Origin of the sequence: Klebsiella sp. RCJ4 (assembly GCF_009025755.1) — a bacterium.
GTDB classification, from domain to species: Bacteria; Pseudomonadota; Gammaproteobacteria; order Enterobacterales; family Enterobacteriaceae; genus Klebsiella; species Klebsiella michiganensis.
In genome coordinates this window covers 222,354-244,175 of sequence record NZ_WCIN01000040.1, presented here as the reverse complement: position 1 = coordinate 244,175, position 21,822 = coordinate 222,354, and the positions used below count along the sequence as shown (strand labels likewise).

16 protein-coding genes and 1 pseudogene are annotated in these 21,822 nt (G+C 56.6%); 12 read left to right on the top strand and 5 right to left on the bottom strand.

What is annotated here, in order from left to right; translation table 11 throughout:
• The first annotated feature begins 41 nt into the window (after nt 1-41).
• Both prs and dauA read left to right on the top strand, forming a co-directional pair.
• Nucleotides 42-989, top strand: a complete 948-nt coding sequence (gene prs / locus F8562_RS18285; RefSeq protein ID WP_004103157.1) for a ribose-phosphate diphosphokinase — start codon at nt 42-44, stop codon at nt 987-989.
• A 249-nt stretch (nt 990-1,238) separates the two neighbouring features.
• Entirely contained in the window at nt 1,239-2,918 is a 1,680-nt protein-coding gene (dauA, locus tag F8562_RS18280) for a C4-dicarboxylic acid transporter DauA (protein ID WP_025108450.1), read from the top strand.
• On the opposite strand, the gene F8562_RS18275 is transcribed toward dauA, so the two are convergent.
• On the bottom strand, nt 2,919-3,965 hold the full coding sequence (locus tag F8562_RS18275) for a MerR family transcriptional regulator (protein ID WP_014838767.1): 1,047 nt from the start codon (nt 3,963-3,965) through the stop codon (nt 2,919-2,921).
• Nucleotides 3,966-4,174: 209 nt separating this feature from the next.
• On the bottom strand, nt 4,175-4,450 hold the full coding sequence (gene ychH, locus F8562_RS18270) for a stress-induced protein YchH (RefSeq protein ID WP_004103160.1): 276 nt from the start codon (nt 4,448-4,450) through the stop codon (nt 4,175-4,177).
• A gap of 272 nt (nt 4,451-4,722) precedes the next feature.
• Between ychH and pth the strand changes: the two genes are divergently transcribed.
• The 4 genes from pth (at nt 4,723) to F8562_RS18250 (ending at nt 8,387) form a co-directional block, all read left to right on the top strand.
• Entirely contained in the window at nt 4,723-5,307 is a 585-nt protein-coding gene (gene pth / locus F8562_RS18265) for an aminoacyl-tRNA hydrolase (protein WP_004121831.1), read from the top strand.
• 117 nt (nt 5,308-5,424) lie between these two features.
• Complete coding sequence (ychF, locus tag F8562_RS18260; RefSeq protein WP_004103162.1) at nt 5,425-6,519, top strand: redox-regulated ATPase YchF; 1,095 nt, start codon at nt 5,425-5,427, stop codon at nt 6,517-6,519.
• A gap of 75 nt (nt 6,520-6,594) precedes the next feature.
• Complete coding sequence (locus tag F8562_RS18255; protein WP_014838768.1) at nt 6,595-7,602, top strand: tyrosine-type recombinase/integrase; 1,008 nt, start codon at nt 6,595-6,597, stop codon at nt 7,600-7,602.
• A 167-nt stretch (nt 7,603-7,769) separates the two neighbouring features.
• Nucleotides 7,770-8,387: a Fic/DOC family protein gene (locus F8562_RS18250; protein ID WP_014229759.1), complete on the top strand. Its 618-nt coding sequence runs from the start codon at nt 7,770-7,772 to the stop codon at nt 8,385-8,387.
• Here the strand turns inward: F8562_RS18250 and F8562_RS29310 are convergent.
• Together F8562_RS29310 and F8562_RS18245 are read right to left on the bottom strand one after the other, a co-directional pair.
• A complete protein-coding gene (locus F8562_RS29310) occupies nt 8,384-8,554 on the bottom strand; it encodes a hypothetical protein (RefSeq protein ID WP_004900141.1) in 171 nt (56 codons plus the stop codon). The genes F8562_RS18250 and F8562_RS29310 overlap by 4 nt on opposite strands.
• A 339-nt stretch (nt 8,555-8,893) precedes the next feature.
• Nucleotides 8,894-10,678 (bottom strand): sigma-54 interaction domain-containing protein, encoded by a 1,785-nt coding sequence (locus tag F8562_RS18245; RefSeq protein WP_025108444.1) that lies wholly within the window; start codon nt 10,676-10,678, stop codon nt 8,894-8,896.
• Nucleotides 10,679-11,168: 490 nt separating this feature from the next.
• On the opposite strand from F8562_RS18245, the gene ygeW reads away from it, so the two are divergent.
• The 5 genes from ygeW to arcC all read left to right on the top strand — a co-directional run bounded on the left by ygeW (nt 11,169) and on the right by arcC (nt 17,297).
• The gene (ygeW, locus tag F8562_RS18235; protein ID WP_014838770.1) at nt 11,169-12,356 is read left to right on the top strand and encodes a knotted carbamoyltransferase YgeW; all 1,188 of its coding nucleotides are present in this window, start codon (nt 11,169-11,171) and stop codon (nt 12,354-12,356) included.
• A 64-nt stretch (nt 12,357-12,420) separates the two neighbouring features.
• Entirely contained in the window at nt 12,421-13,620 is a 1,200-nt protein-coding gene (dpaL, locus tag F8562_RS18230; RefSeq protein ID WP_014838771.1) for a diaminopropionate ammonia-lyase, read from the top strand.
• A 63-nt stretch (nt 13,621-13,683) separates the two neighbouring features.
• Nucleotides 13,684-14,895, top strand: a complete 1,212-nt coding sequence (locus F8562_RS18225; protein ID WP_094909334.1) for a YgeY family selenium metabolism-linked hydrolase — start codon at nt 13,684-13,686, stop codon at nt 14,893-14,895.
• Between the two features lie 50 nt (nt 14,896-14,945).
• On the top strand, nt 14,946-16,352 hold the full coding sequence (hydA, locus tag F8562_RS18220) for a dihydropyrimidinase (RefSeq protein ID WP_004851908.1): 1,407 nt from the start codon (nt 14,946-14,948) through the stop codon (nt 16,350-16,352).
• 12 nt (nt 16,353-16,364) lie between these two features.
• A complete protein-coding gene (arcC, locus tag F8562_RS18215) occupies nt 16,365-17,297 on the top strand; it encodes a carbamate kinase (RefSeq protein WP_014229764.1) in 933 nt (310 codons plus the stop codon).
• A 112-nt stretch (nt 17,298-17,409) separates the two neighbouring features.
• Here the strand turns inward: arcC and F8562_RS18210 are convergent.
• Nucleotides 17,410-18,186 (bottom strand): annotated as a pseudogene (locus F8562_RS18210) (XdhC family protein); the annotation flags it as partial.
• 530 nt (nt 18,187-18,716) lie between these two features.
• Between F8562_RS18210 and ygfK the strand changes: the two are divergent.
• A complete protein-coding gene (gene ygfK / locus F8562_RS18200; RefSeq protein WP_014838774.1) occupies nt 18,717-21,821 on the top strand; it encodes a putative selenate reductase subunit YgfK in 3,105 nt (1,034 codons plus the stop codon).
• Nucleotide 21,822: the final 1 nt, after the last annotated feature.

Sequence of the window (21,822 nt, the reverse complement as noted above, 5' to 3'; positions counted from 1 at the left end):
CCATTTCATCCACCACTGGACGCATGCCTGAGGTTCTTCTCGTGCCTGATATGAAGCTTTTTGCTGGTAACGCCACCCCGGAACTAGCACAACGTATTGCCAACCGCCTGTACACTTCTCTTGGCGACGCCGCTGTAGGTCGTTTTAGCGACGGCGAAGTCAGCGTACAAATCAATGAAAACGTACGCGGTGGTGATATTTTCATCATCCAGTCCACTTGTGCTCCCACCAACGACAACCTGATGGAACTGGTTGTTATGGTTGATGCTCTGCGTCGTGCTTCGGCAGGTCGTATCACCGCTGTTATCCCCTACTTCGGTTATGCTCGCCAGGACCGTCGTGTTCGTTCTGCTCGTGTGCCTATCACCGCGAAAGTGGTTGCTGACTTCCTGTCCAGCGTCGGCGTTGACCGCGTTCTGACCGTTGACCTGCACGCAGAACAAATTCAGGGCTTCTTTGACGTTCCGGTGGATAACGTATTCGGCAGCCCGATCCTGCTGGAAGATATGCTGCAGCTGAACCTGGATAACCCTATCGTGGTTTCTCCGGACATCGGCGGCGTGGTTCGCGCTCGCGCTATCGCCAAGCTGCTGAACGATACCGATATGGCTATCATCGACAAACGCCGTCCGCGCGCTAACGTTTCTCAGGTGATGCACATCATCGGTGACGTCGCCGGCCGTGACTGCGTAATGGTTGACGATATGATCGATACTGGCGGTACCCTGTGTAAAGCTGCGGAAGCGCTGAAAGAGCGCGGCGCGAAACGCGTATTCGCCTACGCCACGCACCCGATCTTCTCCGGCAACGCCATCCAGAACATCAAAAACTCTGTGATTGACGAATTCGTCGTCTGCGATACTATTCCGCTGACGCCGGAAATCAAAGCGCTGGAAAAGGTACGTACTCTGACGCTGTCTGGTATGCTGGCCGAAGCGATTCGTCGTATCAGCAACGAAGAATCTATCTCTGCTATGTTCGAACATTAATCGAGCCCGGCTCAAAAACCCGCTGCGGCGGGTTTTTTTGTCTCTGAACCTTTTATTCTCCACAAAATCATTCGGCATGCGTCAAGGCGGCAAGTGAATGAATCTCCGGCAGCGTACAGGCAGTACGAGACCGGGGTAAATGAACGCAGCCAACACAGAGGCATCCCGAAGGATGACGTGGAAATGACCGATGCCTCCTTCACCTGCCATTTAGTTGACAGATGATGCGCTCATGGATGAAACATTATTGTGAACAGATTATTTTCCTCACATGTGATGCCTTTCCGCGCCCTCATCGACGCTTGTTGGAAAGAAAAATATACCGCTTCGCGGTTTACTCGTGATGTGATTGCCGGAATTACCGTCGGGATTATCGCTATCCCGCTGGCGATGGCGCTGGCAATTGGCAGCGGGGTGGCGCCGCAGTACGGTCTCTATACCTCCGCGGTGGCGGGGATCGTAATTGCTTTAACCGGCGGCTCGCGCTTCAGCGTGTCCGGGCCAACCGCCGCTTTCGTGGTGATCCTCTACCCGGTCTCGCAGCAGTTCGGGCTCGCCGGGCTGCTGGTCGCCACCTTGATGTCGGGGATCTTCCTGATTCTTTTCGGCCTGGCGCGCTTTGGCCGCCTGATTGAGTATATTCCGCTATCGGTCACCCTCGGCTTCACCTCCGGGATCGGTATCACCATCGGTACCATGCAAATTAAAGATTTTCTCGGTCTGCAGATGGCCCACGTGCCTGAACATTATCTGCAGAAAGTCGGCGCGCTGGCGATGGCGCTGCCGACCATTAACCCCGGCGATGCCGCCATCGGCGTTGTCACGCTGGGCACGCTGATTATCTGGCCGCGTCTGGGGATTCGTCTGCCGGGCCACCTGCCGGCCCTGCTGGCGGGCTGCGCGGTGATGGGCGTGGTCAACCTGCTTGGCGGGCACGTCGCCACCATCGGCTCTCAGTTCCACTATATTCTCGCCGACGGCAGCCAGGGCAACGGTATTCCGCAGCTGCTGCCGCAGCTGGTGCTGCCGTGGGATATGCCCGGTTCGGACTTCACCCTCAGCTGGTCCTCGCTGCAGGCGCTGCTGCCGGCGGCGTTTTCCATGGCCATGCTCGGGGCGATTGAGTCCCTGCTGTGCGCCGTGGTGCTGGACGGCATGACCGGCACCAAACACAAGGCCAACAGCGAGCTGATTGGCCAGGGGCTCGGCAATATCGTCGCGCCGTTCTTCGGCGGCATTACCGCCACCGCCGCTATCGCCCGCTCGGCGGCCAACGTTCGCGCCGGGGCGACCTCGCCGGTTTCCGCCGTGATCCACGCGCTGCTGGTGATCATGGCGCTGCTGGTGCTTGCCCCTCTGCTCTCCTGGCTGCCGCTTTCCGCGATGGCGGCGCTGCTGCTGATGGTGGCATGGAATATGAGCGAAGCGCACAAGGTCGTTAACCTGCTGCGCTATGCGCCAAAAGACGACATTATCGTCATGCTGATGTGTATGTCGCTGACCGTCCTGTTTGATATGGTCATCGCTATTAGCGTCGGTATTGTGCTGGCTTCCCTGCTGTTTATGCGCCGGATCGCGCGGATGACCCGCCTCGCGCCGGTCAACGTTGAGGTTCCCGATGACGTACTGGTGCTGCGCGTCATTGGTCCGCTGTTTTTCGCCGCCGCGGAAGGGTTGTTTACCGATCTGGAAACGCGGATTGCTGGCAAGCGTATCGTCGTGCTGAAGTGGGATGCGGTGCCGGTGCTGGATGCCGGCGGGCTGGATGCCTTCCAGCGCTTAGTGAATAAGCTGCCGGAAGGCTGTGAGCTACGCGTGTCGAACCTGGAATTTCAGCCGCTGCGTACCCTGGCGCGGGCAGGCGTTAAGCCGATTCCGGGCCGCCTGAGCTTCTACCCGGACCGCAGCGCCGCGCTGGCGGATATTTAATTACCCGGCGGCAGGCCCCGGCGCCTGCCGCATCATTACGCCAATCGCCTGCTGAAGCCAGCCAAGCACCTCCGGCGTCATCCACGTTCCCTTCATTAAATGCGGCTCCCGCTCCATGGCATAACGAAACTTCTGCTGCGTGTGCGGATCCTTTCCCGCGTAAGACTGGAACAGCGCCAGCCAGCGCTGCGCCAGCTGCTGACCCTCCGCGGAGGCAGGCTCCCGCTTCTCACGACAGGCCCGATGCAGCTCGGCCACCAGCGCCGGCCACTCCATCAGGCGATCGAAATAGTGCTGCCGTGTAAAAGCCAACTCTTCGGCGTTCAGATAGCGCGCCCAGATGGCCAGCTTGCTTTCGGCAAAAGCACGGGTAATGAAATCAATCATCTCCGGCGTCACCCCGGTTTGTTCGCGCATCTGCGGTTCGGCGGCGTGCATCTCATTCAGGCGAGTGAGAAACTCCGGCCTGCCGGCGGTATCCTGCTCCAGCTGCGCCATCCAGCGGGTGGCCAGCGCAATCGCCCGAGGCTCATCGGCCGGACAGCGTTCGCCCATAAGCTGCTGCGCTTCACCCACCAGCTCCAGCCATATCTGGTTACGCTGCGCATCCTGCTCTGCGAACGGCAGCACCTGTAATTCCTGTTGACTAAACCAGCGATCGTACATTTTCATTAGCTCCAGCGTTTGTAGCCAGGACTCCAGGTCGGGCTCGTCTCCGCAGTCCAGCTCTTCACGCAGCAGCGCCAGGCGCTGGCGCAGCGTGGAGAGGGTTTGCAGCTGCCGGTCGAGGGTGGCGATCTGCTTGACCAGCAGGTCGGACAGCGAGAAGGCGTCCTGGTCGAGATAGTCCTTGATAGTGGCGAGTTCCAGCCCGGCCTGCGCCAGCGCTTTGATCATATGCAGTCGCTGAACGGCCGCCAGATTATAGAGCCGGTAACCCGCCGCGCTTCTGGCCGAAGGCGTCAGCAGTCCCGTTTGTTCATAGTGATGTAGCGTGCGGACGGTTATGCCGGCGCGCTTCGCCAGTTCACCCACCTGAATTAACATGACTGCTCCTTTCGTTTACCAGTGGCGCCACTCTGCTGCCTGACGTGACGTCAGGGTCAAGCGTTCTGTACAGGAATTGTATTAGGCAGACGGTGGCGAAGAAAGACGAAGAGAGAAAGGAGAATTTGAGACACCAACAAGCGGGCAGCCTGAACGGGCGGCATGAAAACGCACCAGCCGTTCACAACGGCTGGCGGTCTGGAATTCACTCAGCTGTGGCGATGCTGATCGCGGCGGCAGCGTTTATCGTAGTGGCGAACCCACCAGTATCTGTCGCTAACCTGTTCATGACCGCCGATACGGGCGCCAGCCAGCCACAGTACCGCGCCGACAAAGATACTCAAGATCGCGCCGTGTGCGAAAAACTGCGGCAGGTCAAGCTGCGGAAGCTGGTTTAAAATAGAATAACCAACGCCGACAACCATGACGACCAACCCCAACCCCATCAGCACATTACCGAGTAACGAAGCGTTTCTGCGTTTCATATGTCACCTCCGGAACCTTGGGTTGCATGGGAATATCCCCAAATCTTATAGGTGTAGTATAGACAATGGCCAATATAGCGATTGCGTGGACGATCACAGAAGCGAACATCTTGCCAACAAAAGTTTACAAATAACCCACTGAACAACATCAAATTCTAATTATTCAAACCCGTGATTATCTGTGGCAGGTGCGTTTCGCTGGCAGAATTTTGTCAACCGCGCGCGCAGACAGTACACTACGCGCCAGAGAACGATCCAAGCAGGATAAAAAAGTGAGCATAAAATTAATTGTCGGCCTGGCGAACCCCGGCGCAGAATACGCAGCGACCCGACATAACGCCGGCGCCTGGTACGTGGATTTACTGGCTGAACGCCACCGCGCGCCGCTGCGCGAAGAGAGCAAATTCTTCGGCTACACCTCGCGGATTAACCTTGCCGGCGAGGATGTCCGCCTGCTGGTGCCGACGACCTTTATGAACCTGAGCGGCAAAGCCGTCGGCGCGATGGCGACTTTCTTTCGCATCAACCCGGACGAAATCCTGGTCGCCCACGATGAGCTCGACTTACCGCCAGGCGTGGCTAAGTTTAAGCTGGGCGGCGGCCACGGCGGCCATAATGGCCTGAAAGACATCATCAGCAAGCTGGGCAATAACCCGAACTTTCACCGCTTACGCGTGGGAATCGGCCATCCGGGCGATAAAAATAAAGTTGTCGGTTTTGTGCTGGGCAAGCCGCCCGCCAGCGAACAGAAGCTGATTGATGAGGCCGTTGACGAAGCGGCGCGCTGCACCGAGGTGTGGCTGAAGGATGGCCTGACCAAGGCGACCAACCGTTTACACGCTTTTAAAGCGCAATAACCGGTCGGCGTGCGGAATTTTTGTCACGCACCGTGTATAATAGGCGAAGCTATTTACTTTTCTGCAATCTGTTCACTGTAACAGGTTGATTATCCAAAGATTAAGGTGATTTAAATCATGGGATTCAAATGCGGTATCGTCGGTTTGCCCAACGTCGGCAAATCCACCCTGTTCAATGCGCTCACTAAAGCGGGTATTGAAGCGGCCAACTTCCCCTTCTGTACCATTGAGCCGAACACCGGTGTCGTGCCGATGCCCGATCCGCGTCTGGACAAACTGGCTGAAATCGTCAAACCACAGCGTATTCTGCCGACCACGATGGAATTCGTTGATATCGCAGGCCTCGTTAAAGGCGCGTCGAAAGGTGAAGGCCTGGGCAACCAGTTCCTGACCAACATCCGCGAAACCGAAGCTATCGGTCACGTGGTGCGCTGCTTCGAAAACGACAACATCATCCACGTTAACAATAAAGTGGATCCGGCTGACGATATTGAAGTGATCAATACCGAACTGGCGCTCTCCGACCTGGATACCTGCGAACGCGCCATCCATCGCGTGCAGAAGAAAGCCAAAGGCGGCGATAAAGACGCGAAAGCCGAGCTGGCGGCGCTGGAAAAATGCCTGCCGCACCTTGAGAATGCCGGTATGCTGCGTTCGTTGAAAAATCTGACCGACGAAGACAAAGCGGCGATTAAATATCTGAGCTTCCTGACCCTGAAGCCGACCATGTATATCGCCAACGTCAACGAAGACGGCTTTGAGAACAACCCTTATCTCGATAAAGTCCGCGAAATCGCCGCCGCCGAAGGTTCGGTGGTGGTCGCCGTTTGCGCCGCCGTTGAGTCCGATATCGCCGAGCTGGACGATGCCGACCGCGATGAGTTTATGGCCGAGCTGGGTCTCGAAGAGCCGGGCCTGAACCGCGTTATCCGCGCCGGCTACGAGCTGCTGAACCTGCAGACCTACTTCACCGCAGGGGTGAAGGAAGTGCGCGCCTGGACTATCCCCGTCGGCGCCACTGCCCCGCAGGCCGCGGGTAAAATCCACACCGACTTTGAAAAAGGCTTTATCCGCGCGCAGACCATCGCCTATGAAGACTTTATTACCTATAAAGGCGAACAGGGTGCCAAAGAAGCCGGGAAAATGCGCGCTGAAGGTAAAGACTACATCGTGAAAGATGGCGATGTGATGAACTTCCTGTTCAACGTCTAAATAAAATTTGTTGTCTCATGAGGTTTCATTGAACCTCATGAACATCGAAAAAAACCACAAAATCCACGCAATTGCGTGGATTTTTCATTTCAGCAAGCGCGTAAGCAAGTCGCAGATGGAGTTAGCCCGACACAGGCTCGCCAGTTAGATAAGATCCGCAAGGTCAACGACGTCTCCAACACCTTTAAGCTGATCGCTAAAGAGTGGTTGCAGATGAAAGACTGGGCCGAAATTACCAAAACGCGCCGACTGGATATGCTTGAACGTGTGGTTTTCCCCGCAATAGGTAAGCTCCCAATCAGAGAGGTCACTCCACACCACATCCTTAGAATTCTTCAAGAAACTGCTAAACGAGGAGCACCGACAGTTGCCGCTGAAGCTCGCCGCACCGTTTCATCAGTTTTTGAGTTAGCAGTTGCAACGCTTAGAGCTGATAGCGATCCTGTACGGCCTGTGCGCAAGGCCCTTCCGGCCAATAAGACACAGCACAAACAAGCACTGAATCCTCAGCAAATCGGAAAGTTATTAAACTGTTTTGATAATAGTCGTGGCTCGTACCAGGTTAACTATTGTATGTGGCTTATGTGGTGGACATTGACGCGTCCTGCAGAAGCCACCGAAGCAGAATGGACAGAATTCGATCTTGATAACGCCCTGTGGACAATTCCGGCAGCGCGAATGAAAGCCCGCAGAGAACACGTTATTCCCCTACCCTCCCAAGCTATCAAAATGCTCAGAACACTACAGGGATTAACCGGGCATCGGCAGCACCTTTTCCCGGGCAGGGATAATCCGTTAGGTCCAATGACATCGCACTCGCTGCGCCAGCTACGTAAAAGCCTCGGCTGGAGTGGTACATATAGCCCACATGCAACCCGAACCACAGGAAGTACCCGTTTAAACGAGATGGGCTATCGACCTGATGCTATTGAGGCCCAACTTGCGCACGCTGATACCAACAATGTTCGTCGCACATACAACCATGCAACTTATCTTGATGAGCGAAAGGTTATGATGCAGGACTGGGCAAATAAACTTGAAGAATGGGTAGGAAGCGCGCGCAGCACTATTGATGTTTCGTAAACCATGATGTATTGGTCTGTTAATGCTGATTATTAACGATAATTTCCCATCAGATTATAAAAACTATATTTCAGTCTACATTTTTGTAACTATCTGATTATACGACCATTGTACTCTCCTCACCCAGCGTTATAATTTCTTAGCACCCATTAGCGCAGGATGTTCCCATGAGCCGATACCGTGTCTCTGGCAGTGAAGGACAATATGAGAAAAACTCCGATGAGCAAGTTCTGGCAAATAAGCTGGGGATTGCTGATTCTGGTGAGATGGACGAAGCGGAGCTTGTGCTGTTAGAGAAGCTCTATCACTGCATTTTTGAAGAGCAGTTTCCAGCAGGGCAGATCACCGTTGCTTTGCTGAAAAGCTGGCATCGCCGCTGGCTGGGAAATATCTATGAGTGGGCCGGGCAAGAAAGGACTGTCAATATCAGCAAAGGGGGCTTTATGTTCGCGCCCTCTGCACAGTTGCCAAAACTAATACACGAATTCGACGCTAAATACCTTGCCCGATATACACCATGCACTAACATGAGCGAAGAACAGATCATAGAGGCTATTGCTGTAACCCATGTAGAGCTGATACTCATCCATCCATTCCGGGAAGGCAATGGACGTTTATCACGACTTTTAGCTGATGTGATGGCAGTTCAGGGGGGACACAGGCCGCTGGATTATCAAAGCTGGGAGCAAAACAAAGCCGAATATATTTCGGCTATCCACGCAGGTATGTCAATGGACTACGGCCCGATGTGTTATTGGGTCGGTACTGCGTTAAGACGTGATTAAACAGCAAGACGAAGATGGGCGAACTTTTTGCGCGTCGCTTCAAGCGAAGCTTCGATCTTCTCAGAAGACTGCCCCGTCTCAACGGCGGTTGACGTTGCTACCGAGCGAACAATGTCAGCGCGAGACGGTTTAACGTAATACACCTGCGTTTTCTTGTCATTGCTCATCGCGATTCCTCAGCTATCGAATGTGTAATCTGTACTCATTATATCAAGGTTTCGACACGACTTCACATCATCTGTAGCCCGACGTCATCAAGGGGCCATCTAGCTCTGATTTAGCACTGCACTGAATTTGGGCCAGGGTCAGTGGTAACTAGCCTCAGATAGCAGCATCAACTAAAGTGAGTACAGACATGAGTATGAAAATAAAAATCAAAAATAAAAACATTAAATATCAATTCAATAAATATCAAATCACGATTCAACGTCTAAGCGTTTCTTCGCCGTCATGCCATCCACAAAATCCACGCGCTCGCGTGGATTTTTTATTGCCCGCCGTTCCCGTCAGTTCTGACCCGCCGCCAGCGAATATTTCTTTATTTTGCGATACAGCGTGGCGATGCCGATGCCCAGCTCATCCGCCGCCTGCTTTTTATTACTGTAGCGAGAGAGCGCATCGCGGATCATCTGCCGCTCCATCTCCTCCAGCGCCGTCACGTTCTCCTCCTGAGTGAGGGTCGCTGGCGCTGAAGCCGACGACGTCGCCTGGCTCGCCGCTTCTCCGCTGCTTAACAGATTCGGCGGCAGCAGCGACATATCGATGATTTCTCCCGACGGCACCACGTTGACCAGGTACTCCATCAGGTTGCTGAGTTCGCGAATATTGCCCGGCCAGCGATAGCGCTTAAGGAAATCGATCACGTCCTGCGCGACGCCGGGATAAACCAGATTGAGACGACCGGTATGCAGATGCAGGAAATAGTGAATCAGCAGTTCAATGTCGTCCTGACGTTCGCGCAGCGGCGGCAGGCGCAGCGGAATCACGTTCAGACGATAGTAGAGATCTTCGCGGAACTTCCCTTCCGCGATGTACTGTTCCAGGTTTTGATTGGTCGCGGATATGATACGAATATCGACCTGAACCGGATGGCTGGCGCCCACCGGCTGAATCTCACGTGACTCAATGGCCCGCAGCAGCTTGGCCTGCAGAGTGAGCGGCATATCGCCAATTTCGTCAAGAAACAGCGTCCCGCTATTGGCCGCCTGAATCAGGCCGGTCTTACCGTTTGCCGATGCGCCGGTAAACGCCCCCTTCACGTAGCCAAACAGTTCGCTTTCTAACAGCTGCTCGGGTATCGCGGCGCAGTTAATCGCGATAAAGGGCTTCGCGTGGCGATCGCTGAGCTTGTGGATAGCGCGGGCAACCACCTCTTTCCCGGTCCCGCTTTCACCGGCAATCATCACGCTGGAGGGGCTCGGGGCCACGCGGCTGATCAGCTTTTTAAGCTGCCGCATAGGTCGACACTCCCCCACCATCGCCTCAATCTGCGGCCCTTCCTGCCCGCAGCTGAAATCGGCCGAAGAGTGCGACTGATGGAACGCCATTAAAAATAACCACTGATCCTGCACCGCGTGCAGCTGGCCGATAATGAGCTCCTTGCGATCGTCAAAGGAGATAATGTGCTGCATATGGCCGTGCTTGAAATTATCTTCGAAGGTCAACGGCTGAAACTGGATTGACTTACCAATCACCTGTCCCTGAGTGACGCTCATTATTTTCAAAGCGGCCTGGTTGGCAAATTTGACTCTTTGATCGTTGCCCACGACCAATACGCCCTGATCCATATTTTCGATCATGGTTAAAAATATTTTATGGATATTGTCGCCGACCGCCCGCTCCTGCAAAAAGCGGGAAACGAATATGGTTGAGACATGACGAACATAATCAGAAAACTCCTGGATATTCGCATTTATACGTTCCTGCTGCTCGCGCGTCAGCGCAACCAGGCTAATAACGCCGACGCAGCGGTCGTGATACATCACCGGCGTGCCAAGAAAGGCTTTCTCTTCGCATTTCTCCTTATTGTTACAGTCTTTACACAGGGGGTCGAAGCGGGAGTGGGTAACGACCTTCTCGGTCTGTGTTTCAATAATGTAACGCAGAAGCCGTGAATTTGAATTTAATTTATAGCCAATCTGTTTACTATAAGCGCCAGTTCCGGCGACCCGGTATAATTCGTTATCAACAATCTCGACCTCCAGCTGCAGCACGCTGGATAGCATCCTTGCAAACTTTTGAATTGTAGGCTGAATCTGCATTAAAATGGAGGGTGCTTTGGACGGTATCATGTCTATCGGCCTTCTATTATTGCTCACCTGTTCGGCGTCAAGCGAAGCGGCTTTATTTATCTGCGGGGAATGATACCACTCCTTTTAGCCACCCGCGTTGATATAGATAGGGCCAATTCCCCCACCTTATCTTAAATATGCAAGAGCTATCACAGTTTCTTATCATTATGATAAATTTGCCGCGGTTTTTATCATATTGGCGCAATGTGAAGATGATAATCGCATTATTTACGGCGGCAACCCGCGCCTGTCCCGCAGAAATGGACGGCGGGGGGGAAATTTTCACCTTTCTCTTTCCGGGATAACTCGCCTGAATTCGTGACAGACCTGGCATAATCTTAACTATTCAATCCTCTCCGCCGCCTCTCCCGGAGGATTTGGCACGCTTATTGTTAGTGGTAATACAGCGCTGGCAGTCGCTAATTCGGCAACTCTGCATATCCGACCGCACAGCAATCAATAAGCCGTCATTCACGACCAGGATTGAAACATGAAAACTGTTAACGAACTGATTAAGGATATCAATAAACTTAACTCTCATCTCAGTGAGAAAGACTTTCTGCTGACCTGGGAACAATCGCCGGATGAGCTGAAACAGGTGCTGGACGTCGCCGCCGCGCTAAAAACGCTACGCGCTGAAAATATCGCCACCAAAGTGTTTAACAGCGGATTGGGTATTTCCGTGTTCCGCGATAACTCAACCCGTACCCGCTTCTCCTACGCTTCCGCACTTAATCTGTTAGGGCTGGCGCAACAGGATCTGGATGAGGGGAAATCGCAGATTGCCCACGGCGAAACGGTCCGTGAAACCGCCAACATGATCTCCTTCTGCGCCGACGCCATCGGCATTCGCGATGACATGTTCCTTGGCGCGGGCAACGCCTACATGCGCGAAGTCGGCGAAGCGCTGGACGACGGCCACAAGCAGGGCGTCCTGCCGCAGCGACCGGCGCTGATCAATCTGCAGTGCGATATCGACCACCCGACGCAATCCATGGCCGATCTCGCCTGGCTGCGCGAGCACTTCGGTTCGCTGGAGAATCTGAAAGGTAAAAAGATCGCCATGACCTGGGCCTACTCGCCGAGCTATGGCAAACCCCTCTCGGTGCCGCAGGGCATTATCGGCCTGATGACCCGCTTCGGTATGGACGTCACCCTCGCCCACCCGGAAGGGTACGACCTGATCCCTGACGTTATCGAAGTGGCAAAAAACAATGCCCAGGCCTCCGGCGGCAGCTTCCGCCAGGTGAACAGCATGGAGGAAGCCTTTAAAGACGCCGATATCGTCTATCCGAAATCCTGGGCGCCGTACAAGGTAATGGAAAAACGCACCGAGCTGCTGCGCGCAAATGACCATGAAGGTCTGAAGGCGCTGGAGAAAGCCTGCCTTGAGCAGAACGCCGGCCATAAAGACTGGCACTGTACGGAAGAGATGATGAAGCACACCCGCGACGGTGAAGCGCTGTATATGCACTGCCTGCCGGCGGATATCACCGGCGTCTCCTGCGACGCGGGCGAAGTCACCGAAGGAGTCTTCGAGAAGTACCGGATCCCGACCTACAAAGAGGCCAGCTGGAAGCCGTACATCATCGCCGCGATGATCGTCTGCCGCAAATACGCGAACCCGGGCAAGGTGCTGGAGCAGCTGCTCAAGGAAGCGCAGAAACGCATCAAATAATCCCCAGGCTGGCCTGCGGGCCAGCCCCACGACTTTCGCATTTCAAAAAGGATAAGGATCGAGTATGTCTGCTTTCTCACTGAAAATGGATATTGCCGAAAACCGTTTTTTTAACGGAGAGATTTCACCGCTGTTTTCACGCCAGCAGGCGCAGCAGGCTCGCCGCTTTCATCAAAAGATCGCCGGCTATCAGCCTACGCCGCTGGTGGCGCTGAACGAACTTTCCGCGCTGTTTGGGGTACAAAAAATCCTCGTTAAAGATGAATCCCGGCGCTTTGGCCTCAACGCCTTCAAAATGCTCGGCGGCTCTTATGCTATCGCCCGGCTGCTGTGTGAAAGATATCATTTAGATATCAACGATCTCTCCTTCGAAACGCTCAAATCCAGCATCAAAGAGAAGATGACGTTCGCCACCACCACCGACGGCAACCACGGCCGCGGCGTGGCGTGGGCAGCCCGCCAGTTAGGCCAGAACGCCGTCATCTATATGCCGAAAGGCTCCGCGCAGGAGCGGGTTGACGCCATACTGCGCCTCGGCGCCGAGTGTATCGTCACCGACATGAACTACGACGACACCGTCCGCTTTACCATGCAGACCGCGCAGAAAAACGGCTGGGAGGTGGTGCAGGACACCGCCTGGGAAGGCTACACGAAAATTCCGACCTGGATTATGCAGGGCTACGCCACCCTCGCCGATGAAACGGTAGAACAGCTCTCCTCAATGGGTATCGCCCGTCCGACGCACGTGCTTCTGCAGGGCGGCGTGGGGGCGATGGCGGGCGGCGTGCTGGGCTACCTGGCCGATGTCTACGGCGCGAAGCATCTCCATTCCATTATCGTCGAGCCGGAGCTGGCCGACTGTCTCTACCGCTCTGCGCTGAAGGGCCAGATCGTCAACGTCAGCGGCGATATGGCCACCATTATGGCCGGTCTCGCCTGCGGTGAGCCCAACCCGCTGGGCTGGGAAGTGCTGCGCAACTGCGCCACGCAGTTCGTCTCCTGTCAGGACGCCGTCGCCGCCCTCGGCATGCGGGTGCTGGGAAACCCGGCGGGCCAGGATCCGCGCGTTATTTCCGGCGAATCCGGCGCCGTCGGTCTCGGCCTGCTGGCGGCGATTTATTTCCATCCGCAGCGCGAAGCGCTGATGCACAAGCTCAAGCTGGATAGCGATTCCGTGGTGCTGGTGATTAGCACCGAAGGCGACACCGACGTTAAGCACTATCGTGAAGTCGTCTGGGAAGGCAAACATCCGGCCGCGCAGTAGCCGATTGATCAACATTCCTCCCGCCCGGCGGGACCCCCGTATTCAGAACTGGAGAACATCCTTATGGCTAAGCAAATTCCGTTCAACGCGATCCTGGAAAAATCAAAACAATACGAAAAAGAGATGACCCGCTTCCTGCGCGATATGATCGCCATCCCCTGCGAAAGCAGCGATGAGAAGCGCGTGGTGCACCGTATCAAAGAGGAGATGGAGAAAGTCGGGTTCGACAAAGTGGAAATCGATCCGATGGGTAACGTGCTGGGCTACATCGGTCACGGCCCACGTCTGGTCGCCATGGACGCGCACATTGATACCGTCGGCATTGGCAACATCAAGAACTGGAACTTCGACCCGTACGAAGGTATGGAGACCGATGAGCTGATCGGCGGACGCGGCGCGTCTGACCAGGAGGGCGGAATGGCCTCCATGGTTTACGCCGGTAAAATCATTAAAGATCTGGGCCTGGAAGATGAGTATACCCTGCTGGTGACCGGTACCGTTCAGGAAGAGGATTGCGACGGCCTGTGCTGGCAGTACATTATTGAACAATCCGGCATACGTCCGGAATTCGTGGTCAGCACCGAACCTACCGACTGCCAGATTTACCGCGGCCAGCGCGGGCGTATGGAGATCCGCGTGGAGGTTCAGGGCGTCAGCTGCCACGGCTCCGCCCCGGAGCGCGGCGATAACGCCATCTTCAAAATGGCGCCCGTTCTCACCGAGCTGGAACAGCTTTCGCACAAGCTGGGCGATGACGAGTTCCTCGGCAAAGGCACCCTGACCGTTTCCGAGATTTTCTTCACCTCGCCGAGCCGCTGCGCGGTAGCGGATAGCTGCGCCGTCTCCATTGACCGCCGTCTGACCTGGGGCGAAACCTGGGAAGGCGCGCTGGAAGAGATCCGCGCGCTGCCGGCGGTGAAAAAAGCCGCCGCGGTGGTCTCGATGTACAACTACGAACGCCCCTCCTGGACCGGCCTGGTCTACCCGACCGAATGCTACTTCCCGACCTGGAAAGTGGAAGAGAACCACTTCACCGTTCGCGCCCTGAGCAACGCCTATGAAGGTCTGTTCGGCAAAGCGCCGGTGGTGGATAAGTGGACCTTCTCCACCAACGGCGTCTCCATTATGGGCCGCCACGGCATTCCGGTTATCGGCTTTGGGCCTGGGAAAGAGCCGGAGGCGCATGCGCCGAATGAGAAAACCTGGAAATCGCATCTGGTGACCTGTGCCGCGATGTATGCCGCTATCCCGCTGAGCTGGCTGGCCACGGAGTAATTGTTCGTCCTGTCTGCCGCCGCGCTCTGCGGCGGTATGTTGAGGTTTCTATGCGCGTACTGATTAAAAATGGCCTCGTCGTCAACGCCGACGGACAGGTAAAGCAGGACCTGCTCATTGAAGATGGCCTCGTCAAGCGCCTTGCCAGTTCTATTGAGGCAGAACAACCCTGCGAAGTGATTGACGCCGAGGGCTGCTACGTGATGCCCGGCGGCGTCGACGTTCATACGCATTTCAATATTGATGTGGGTCTCGCCCGCAGCTGCGATGATTTCTTTACCGGCACCCGGGCCGCGGCCTGCGGCGGTACTACCACCATTGTTGATCATATGGGCTTCGGGCCCGTCGGCTGCCACCTGCGCCACCAGTTCGAGGTCTATCGCGGCTACGCCGCCTATAAAGCCGTTATCGACTACAGTTTTCACGGCGTTATCCAGCACGTTAACCACGGCATTCTCGACGAGATCCCGATGATGGTGGATAGCGGCATCAGCAGCTTTAAGCTCTATCTGACCTACCAGTACAAACTCAGCGATGATGAGATATTGCAGGCGATGCGCCACCTGCAGCGCGCCGGCGCGCTGACGACGGTGCATCCGGAAAACGATGCCGCCATCGCCCAGCGCCGGGCGGAATTTATCAACGCCGGTAAAACCGCACCGCGCTATCACGCCCTGAGCCGCCCGCTGGAGTGCGAGGCGGAAGCCATCGCCCGAACGATCAACCTCGCGCAGCTGGCGGGAAACGCGCCGCTCTATATTGTTCATCTTTCCAACGCCCTGGGCCTGGAGTATCTACGTCTTGCCAGAAGACGCCACCAGCCGGTGTGGGTAGAGACCTGCCCGCAGTATCTGCTGCTCGACGAGCGCTGCTACGAGCGCGAAGACGCGCTTAACTATCTGCTCAGCCCTCCCCTGCGCAACGCCAGCAACAACGATGCGCTATGGCGCGGTATCCATGATGGAGATATTGACACGGTCGCCACCGACCACTGCGCCTTCTCTGCGCAGCAGCGCAGGCAGATCTCCGGCGGCGACTTTAGCCGCTGCCCGAACGGCCTGCCGGGGGTGGAAAACCGGCTACTGCTGCTGTTCTCGCACGGCGTGATGACCGGGCGCATCACTCCTGAGCGCTTTGTGGCGCTCACCAGCGCCAACCCGGCGAAGCTGTTTGGCCTGTGGCCGCAGAAGGGGCTGCTGGCGCCCGGCGCCGATGGCGACGTGGTTATCATCGATCCGCAGCGTACCACCACCATCCGCCATGCCATGCTGCACGACAACGCCGACTATTCACCCTATGAAGGCTTTATCTGTCAGGGCGCGATTCGCCAGACGCTCTCCCACGGCAGAGTGATCTTTGATAACGGCACCTTTACCGGCATCGCCGGACAGGGCCGCTTTTTACGCCGACAACCCTTTTCCACCGCTCACCAGGCCGTCAGCGGAACAGAAACGTAATGAGAGGAAGCTATGAGTAAAAAAATTGTTCTCGCTCTCGGCGGGAATGCGCTGGGTGACGATCTCGCCGGACAGATGCAGGCCGTACGACACACCGCCCGGACGATCGTCGATCTTATCGCCCTTGGCCACCAGGTGGTGGTCACTCACGGCAACGGTCCGCAGGTGGGCATGATCAACCAGGCCTTCGAAGCCGCGGCAAAAACCGAGGCCCATACGCCCATGCTGCCGATGTCGGTCTGCGTGGCCCTGAGCCAGGGCTACATCGGCTACGACCTGCAGAACGCGATTCGTGAAGAACTGCTAACGCGCCAGCTGGATATCCCGGTGGCGACCTTGATAACCCAGGTGGAAGTGGACGCTAACGATAAGGCATTTCTTAATCCGACCAAGCCCATCGGCTCGTTCTTCAGCAAAGAAGAGGCCGAAAAGCTGAGCCAAAACGGCTACATCATGAAAGAGGACGCCGGGCGCGGCTACCGTCGCGTCGTCGCGTCGCCCATGCCGGTAGATATTATCGAGAAACAAACGGTAAAAGCGCTGATGGATGACTGCCACGTGGTGATCACCGTCGGCGGCGGCGGCATTCCGGTGATTCGCGAGGGTAACCATCTGCGCGGCGCCAGCGCGGTTATCGATAAGGACTGGGCCAGCGCGAAGCTGGCGGAGATGATCGACGCCGACCTGCTGATCATTCTCACCGCCGTAGAAAAGGTGGCGATCAACTTCGGTAAACCTGACGAGCAGTGGCTGGATAACCTCTCCCTGCGCGATGCCGAACGCTTTATCGAAGAGGGGCACTTTGCCAAAGGCTCAATGCTGCCAAAAGTGGAAGCCGCCGCCGCCTTCGCCCGCTCAGGGCCGGGGCGTAAAGCGCTGATCACGATGCTGAGCAAAGCCAAAGAGGGGATTGAAGGAAAAACGGGCACCATTATTAGCCAATAAGCTGTACGCCACGAGTTGCCGGGAACCTCCCGGCAACATTTCCCCTCGCAGAAGCTCAGACCTCAACCGCCTCAGCCAGACAATCCGGCTGGCACGCTTGCCTCACCTGGTTCATCAGCCCCCCCGGCGCGCCGTTTTTCACCTGCAGGATCTCCGCCAGCACGCTGATGGCAATCTCGTTTGGCGTCTCGGCGCCGATGTCATAGCCAATCGGCGCCCGCAGACGGCTGATATCCGCCTCCGTCACGCCGTTTTCCCGCATCTGGCGGACAAAGGCCTGCACTTTCCGCCGGCTGGCCAGCAGCCCCAGCCACGCCACCGGCTGGGTTATCAGCCTGTCCAGCGCCTCCCGATCCTGGTTGTTGGTGGCAATCAGCACGAAATCCTGCGGCCGGACCGCCATCGCCTCCACCACGTCCGTAAAGCTGGCAGCGTGCACCAGCCGCGCCGAAAGCGGAAAAGCGTCGGGGCAAAGGCTGGCAGAATAGATATCGCCGACGCAGATGTCAAAATCCACCCGCGCCGCGGCGTGGGCAACCGCACGGTTGACGTGCCCGGCGCCGACCAGCAGCAGGCGCGGGCGCAGGCCGTGCACGCTGATGTAAACCGACATCGCGCCGCCGCAGTCGGAGCCCACGGCGTCGCTGCCGGTGCGCGCCATGCGGCCGTGAAACATTCGCGACGCCCGTTCGCGCAGCGCTTCCAGCGCCGCATCGATGACTTTACGCTCCACCATTCCGCCGCCAATGGTGCCCACAATCGAACCGTCCTCCCGGATAAGCATCTGAGCGGAGTGTCGGGGGGTGGAGCCCCGACTTTCGACAATCTGCGCCAGGGCAAAGGGGCGATTCTGCTCCTCAAGTCGTGCTGCTTCTGCAAAAATATTCATACCAACCTCAAAGGCGATGTTTACGGCTCTATTTGTTTACCTGCGATATTTCCCGGGTTCTCAGTTTGAGAGTTTACCCGGCGTTGAAATAGCGTCGCAGCGACCCGTATCGACTATGCAATATTTATACTTAGCCGCCGTTTTTCATCGCAAATTGTGAGACAGGTCATTTCGTTAGCCGTAATGACGCTGCAACCGGGATCCTACGCCGAATATTTCCTCTGTCGCCGCGATAAAAGAAAGCCGCCCGCTGAAATCACCGCCGAACGGCCGGCATAAATTATCATTCTGATATTCAGGATCTGATTTTGAGAAATCTCGCCGAATGATAAAGCGTATTGATTTGAGTTCTCATTTCCCCGCTGTGGAATTATTCACGCATTCGCGTCGAGTTTCGACCTGGTTCACAAATTAATTATTCTACCGCCGCGGTTTGAATAACTGGTGTGATTGTTGCTCCTCTTTCGTTATCCGTCGGGATGATTACCACCGGCAATGTCGATCTTACAATGATATCTAAGGAGAGGGTTATGGGAGATATAATGCGTCCCGTGCCGTTTGAGGAGCTTTTAACGCGCATTTTCGACGAGTATCAGAGTCAGCGGACTATTTTTGGCATCCCCGAGCAACAGTTTTATACGCCGCAGGCGCAGCGGTCGATCGGCGTATTCGGCGAAAGCTGCGCGACGCCGCTCGGCCCGGCAGCCGGGCCGCATACCCAGCTGGCGCAGAACATTATTACCGCCTGGCTAACCGGCGGGCGGTTTATCGAGCTGAAAACCGTACAGATCCTTGACCGCCTGGAGCTGGAAAAGCCCTGCATCGATGCCGAAGATGAGTGCTTCAACACCGAGTGGTCCACCGAATTTACCCTCAAAAAAGCCTGGGATGAGTACCTGAAAGCCTGGTTCACGCTGCATCTGCTGGAGCAGGTCTTTCCGCTGGGCACCCATAAAGAGAGCAAGTCGTTTATTTTCAACATGAGCGTCGGCTACAACCTTGACGGTATTAAGCAGCCGCCAATGCAGGAATTTATCGACAACATGATGGACGCTTCCGCCCATCCTAAATTCGCCCAGTACCGCGACACCCTGAACCGCTGGCTGCAAAATAGAACCTTTATCGACAGCCTGCCAACCTGCGCGCGCAAAGACGGGCTGGACAATCTGGCCCAGCGCGTGCCGGCCAGGCTGGTTCAGGGCGTCACCCTCTCAACCATGCACGGCTGCCCGCCGGACGAGATCGAAGCCATCTGCCGCTATATGCTGACGGAGAAAAATCTCAATACCTTTGTGAAGCTCAACCCGACCCTGCTCGGCTATCCGCGCGTTCGCCAGATCCTCGACGCCTGCGGCTTCGGCTATATCGGCCTTAGCGAAGCGTCGTTTGACCATGACCTTAAGATCGACCGGGCGCTGGAGATGCTGACGCGCCTGATGGCGCTGGCGAAAGCGCGCAGCCTCGGCTTTGGCGTCAAGCTGACCAACACCCTCGGCACCGTCAACAACAAGGGAGCGCTGCCGGGAGATGAAATGTATATGTCAGGCCGCGCGCTATTCCCGCTATCGATCAACGTAGCCGCCCTGCTCTCGCGGGCGTTTGACGGCAAGCTGCCGATCTCCTACTCCGGCGGCGCCAGCCAGCTCAACATTCGCGAGATTTTCGACACCGGCATTCGCCCTATCACCATGGCCACCGACCTGCTGAAGCCGGGAGGATATCTGCGCCTGAGCGAGTGCATGCGCGAGCTGGAGAAAGCCGACGGCTGGAACATGACGCAGATCGACGTCGAGCGCCTCAACGCGCTGGCGGAAAAAGCGGTGAGCATGGACTACACCCAGAAACAGTGGAAGCCGGAAGAGCGCATTGATACCGGCGAGCCGCTGCCGCTGCTGGACTGCTACGTCGCCCCCTGCGTGACGGCCTGCGCCATCAAGCAGGATATTCCGGAGTATATCCGCCTGCTGGGCGAGCATCGCTACGCCGACGCGCTGGAGCTGATCTATCAGCGCAACGCGTTGCCGGCCATCACCGGTCATATCTGCGACCACCAGTGCCAGTACAACTGTACGCGTCTGGATTACGACAGCGCGCTCAACATCCGTGAGCTGAAAAAAGTGGCGCTGGAGAAAGGCTGGGACGAGTACCGCAGCCGCTGGCATAAGCCCGCGGGATCCGGCTCCCGGCACCCGGTAGCGGTGATCGGCGCAGGCCCTGCCGGTCTCGCCGCCGGATACTTCCTCGCCCGCGCCGGGCATCCGGTCACGGTTTTTGAACGCGAAGCCAGCGCCGGGGGCGTGGTGAAGAATATCATTCCGCAGTTCCGCATTCCCGGCGAGCTTATCCAGCACGATATCGATTTTGTCGTCGCCCACGGCGTCAAAATTGAGTACGGCTGCGATCCGCATCTGAGCGTGGAAAAACTGCAGGCGAAGGGTTTTCGTTACGTGCTGGTCGGCACCGGTACCGATAAAAACAGCGGCGTGAAGCTGGGCGGCGATAACCAGAACGTGCATAAGTCGCTGCAGTTCCTGCGCGAGTTTAACCGCGGTGCCGAGCTGAACCTGGGCAAACGCGTGGCCGTGGTCGGCGCCGGCAACACCGCCATGGACTGCGCCCGCGCGGCGCTGCGCGTACCCGGCGTGCAGAGCGCGACCATCGTCTATCGCCGCTCGCAGCAAGAGATGCCCGCCTGGCGCGAAGAGTACGATGAGGCGCTGCTCGACGGCGTCGACTTCGAGTGGCTATGCAACCCGGAACAGTTTAACGCCGACGGGACGCTCGTCGTACGCGTCATGAAGCTCGGCGAGCCGGATGAGAAAGGCCGCCGCCGCCCGGTGGAGACCGATGAGATTCGCACCCTGCAAGTCGACTCTCTGATTACCGCCATCGGCGAGCAGCAGGACGGCGAAGCGCTGTCGGCAATGGGGATCCCGCTCGACCCGCAGGGCTGGCCGGTGGTCAACGCCGATGGCGAGACCAGCAAACCGAACGTTTTCCTGATCGGCGACGTTCAGCGCGGCCCCTCTTCTATCGTCTCCGCTATCGGCAACGCGCGACGGGCCACGGACGCGATCCTGGCCCGGGAAAATATCGCCAGCAGCTACGGAAACAAAGTCTGGAACAACGTCGATCCGGCGAAGGTGTACCAGCGTAAAGGCACCATCGCCGTCACGCTGGTGGATAAAAACCAGCGCGAGGCTTTTGTCGAGCAGGAAGCCAGCCGCTGCCTGGAGTGCAACTACGTGTGCAGCAAGTGCGTCGACGTCTGTCCGAACCGCGCCAATATTTCCGTGGCCGTGCCGGGCTTCCAGAATCGCTTCCAGACCCTGCATCTGGACGCTTATTGCAACGAATGCGGCAACTGCGCTCAGTTCTGCCCATGGCAGGGAAAACCGTATAAAGACAAAATCACCGTGTTCAGCCTGGAGCAGGATTTTGTCAACAGCACCAATCCGGGCTTCTTCGTCGCGGGCGCCAGCGTCAAAGTGCGTCAGGACGACCAGACGTGGCAGCTGGAAATTAACGACCGCGGCCAGTTTAACGAGGTACCGGCCCAGCTGGACGCCATGTGCCGCATCATAAGCCATATTCATCAGCACCAAAGCTATCTTCTCGGAGGCGTTGAAGTATGAG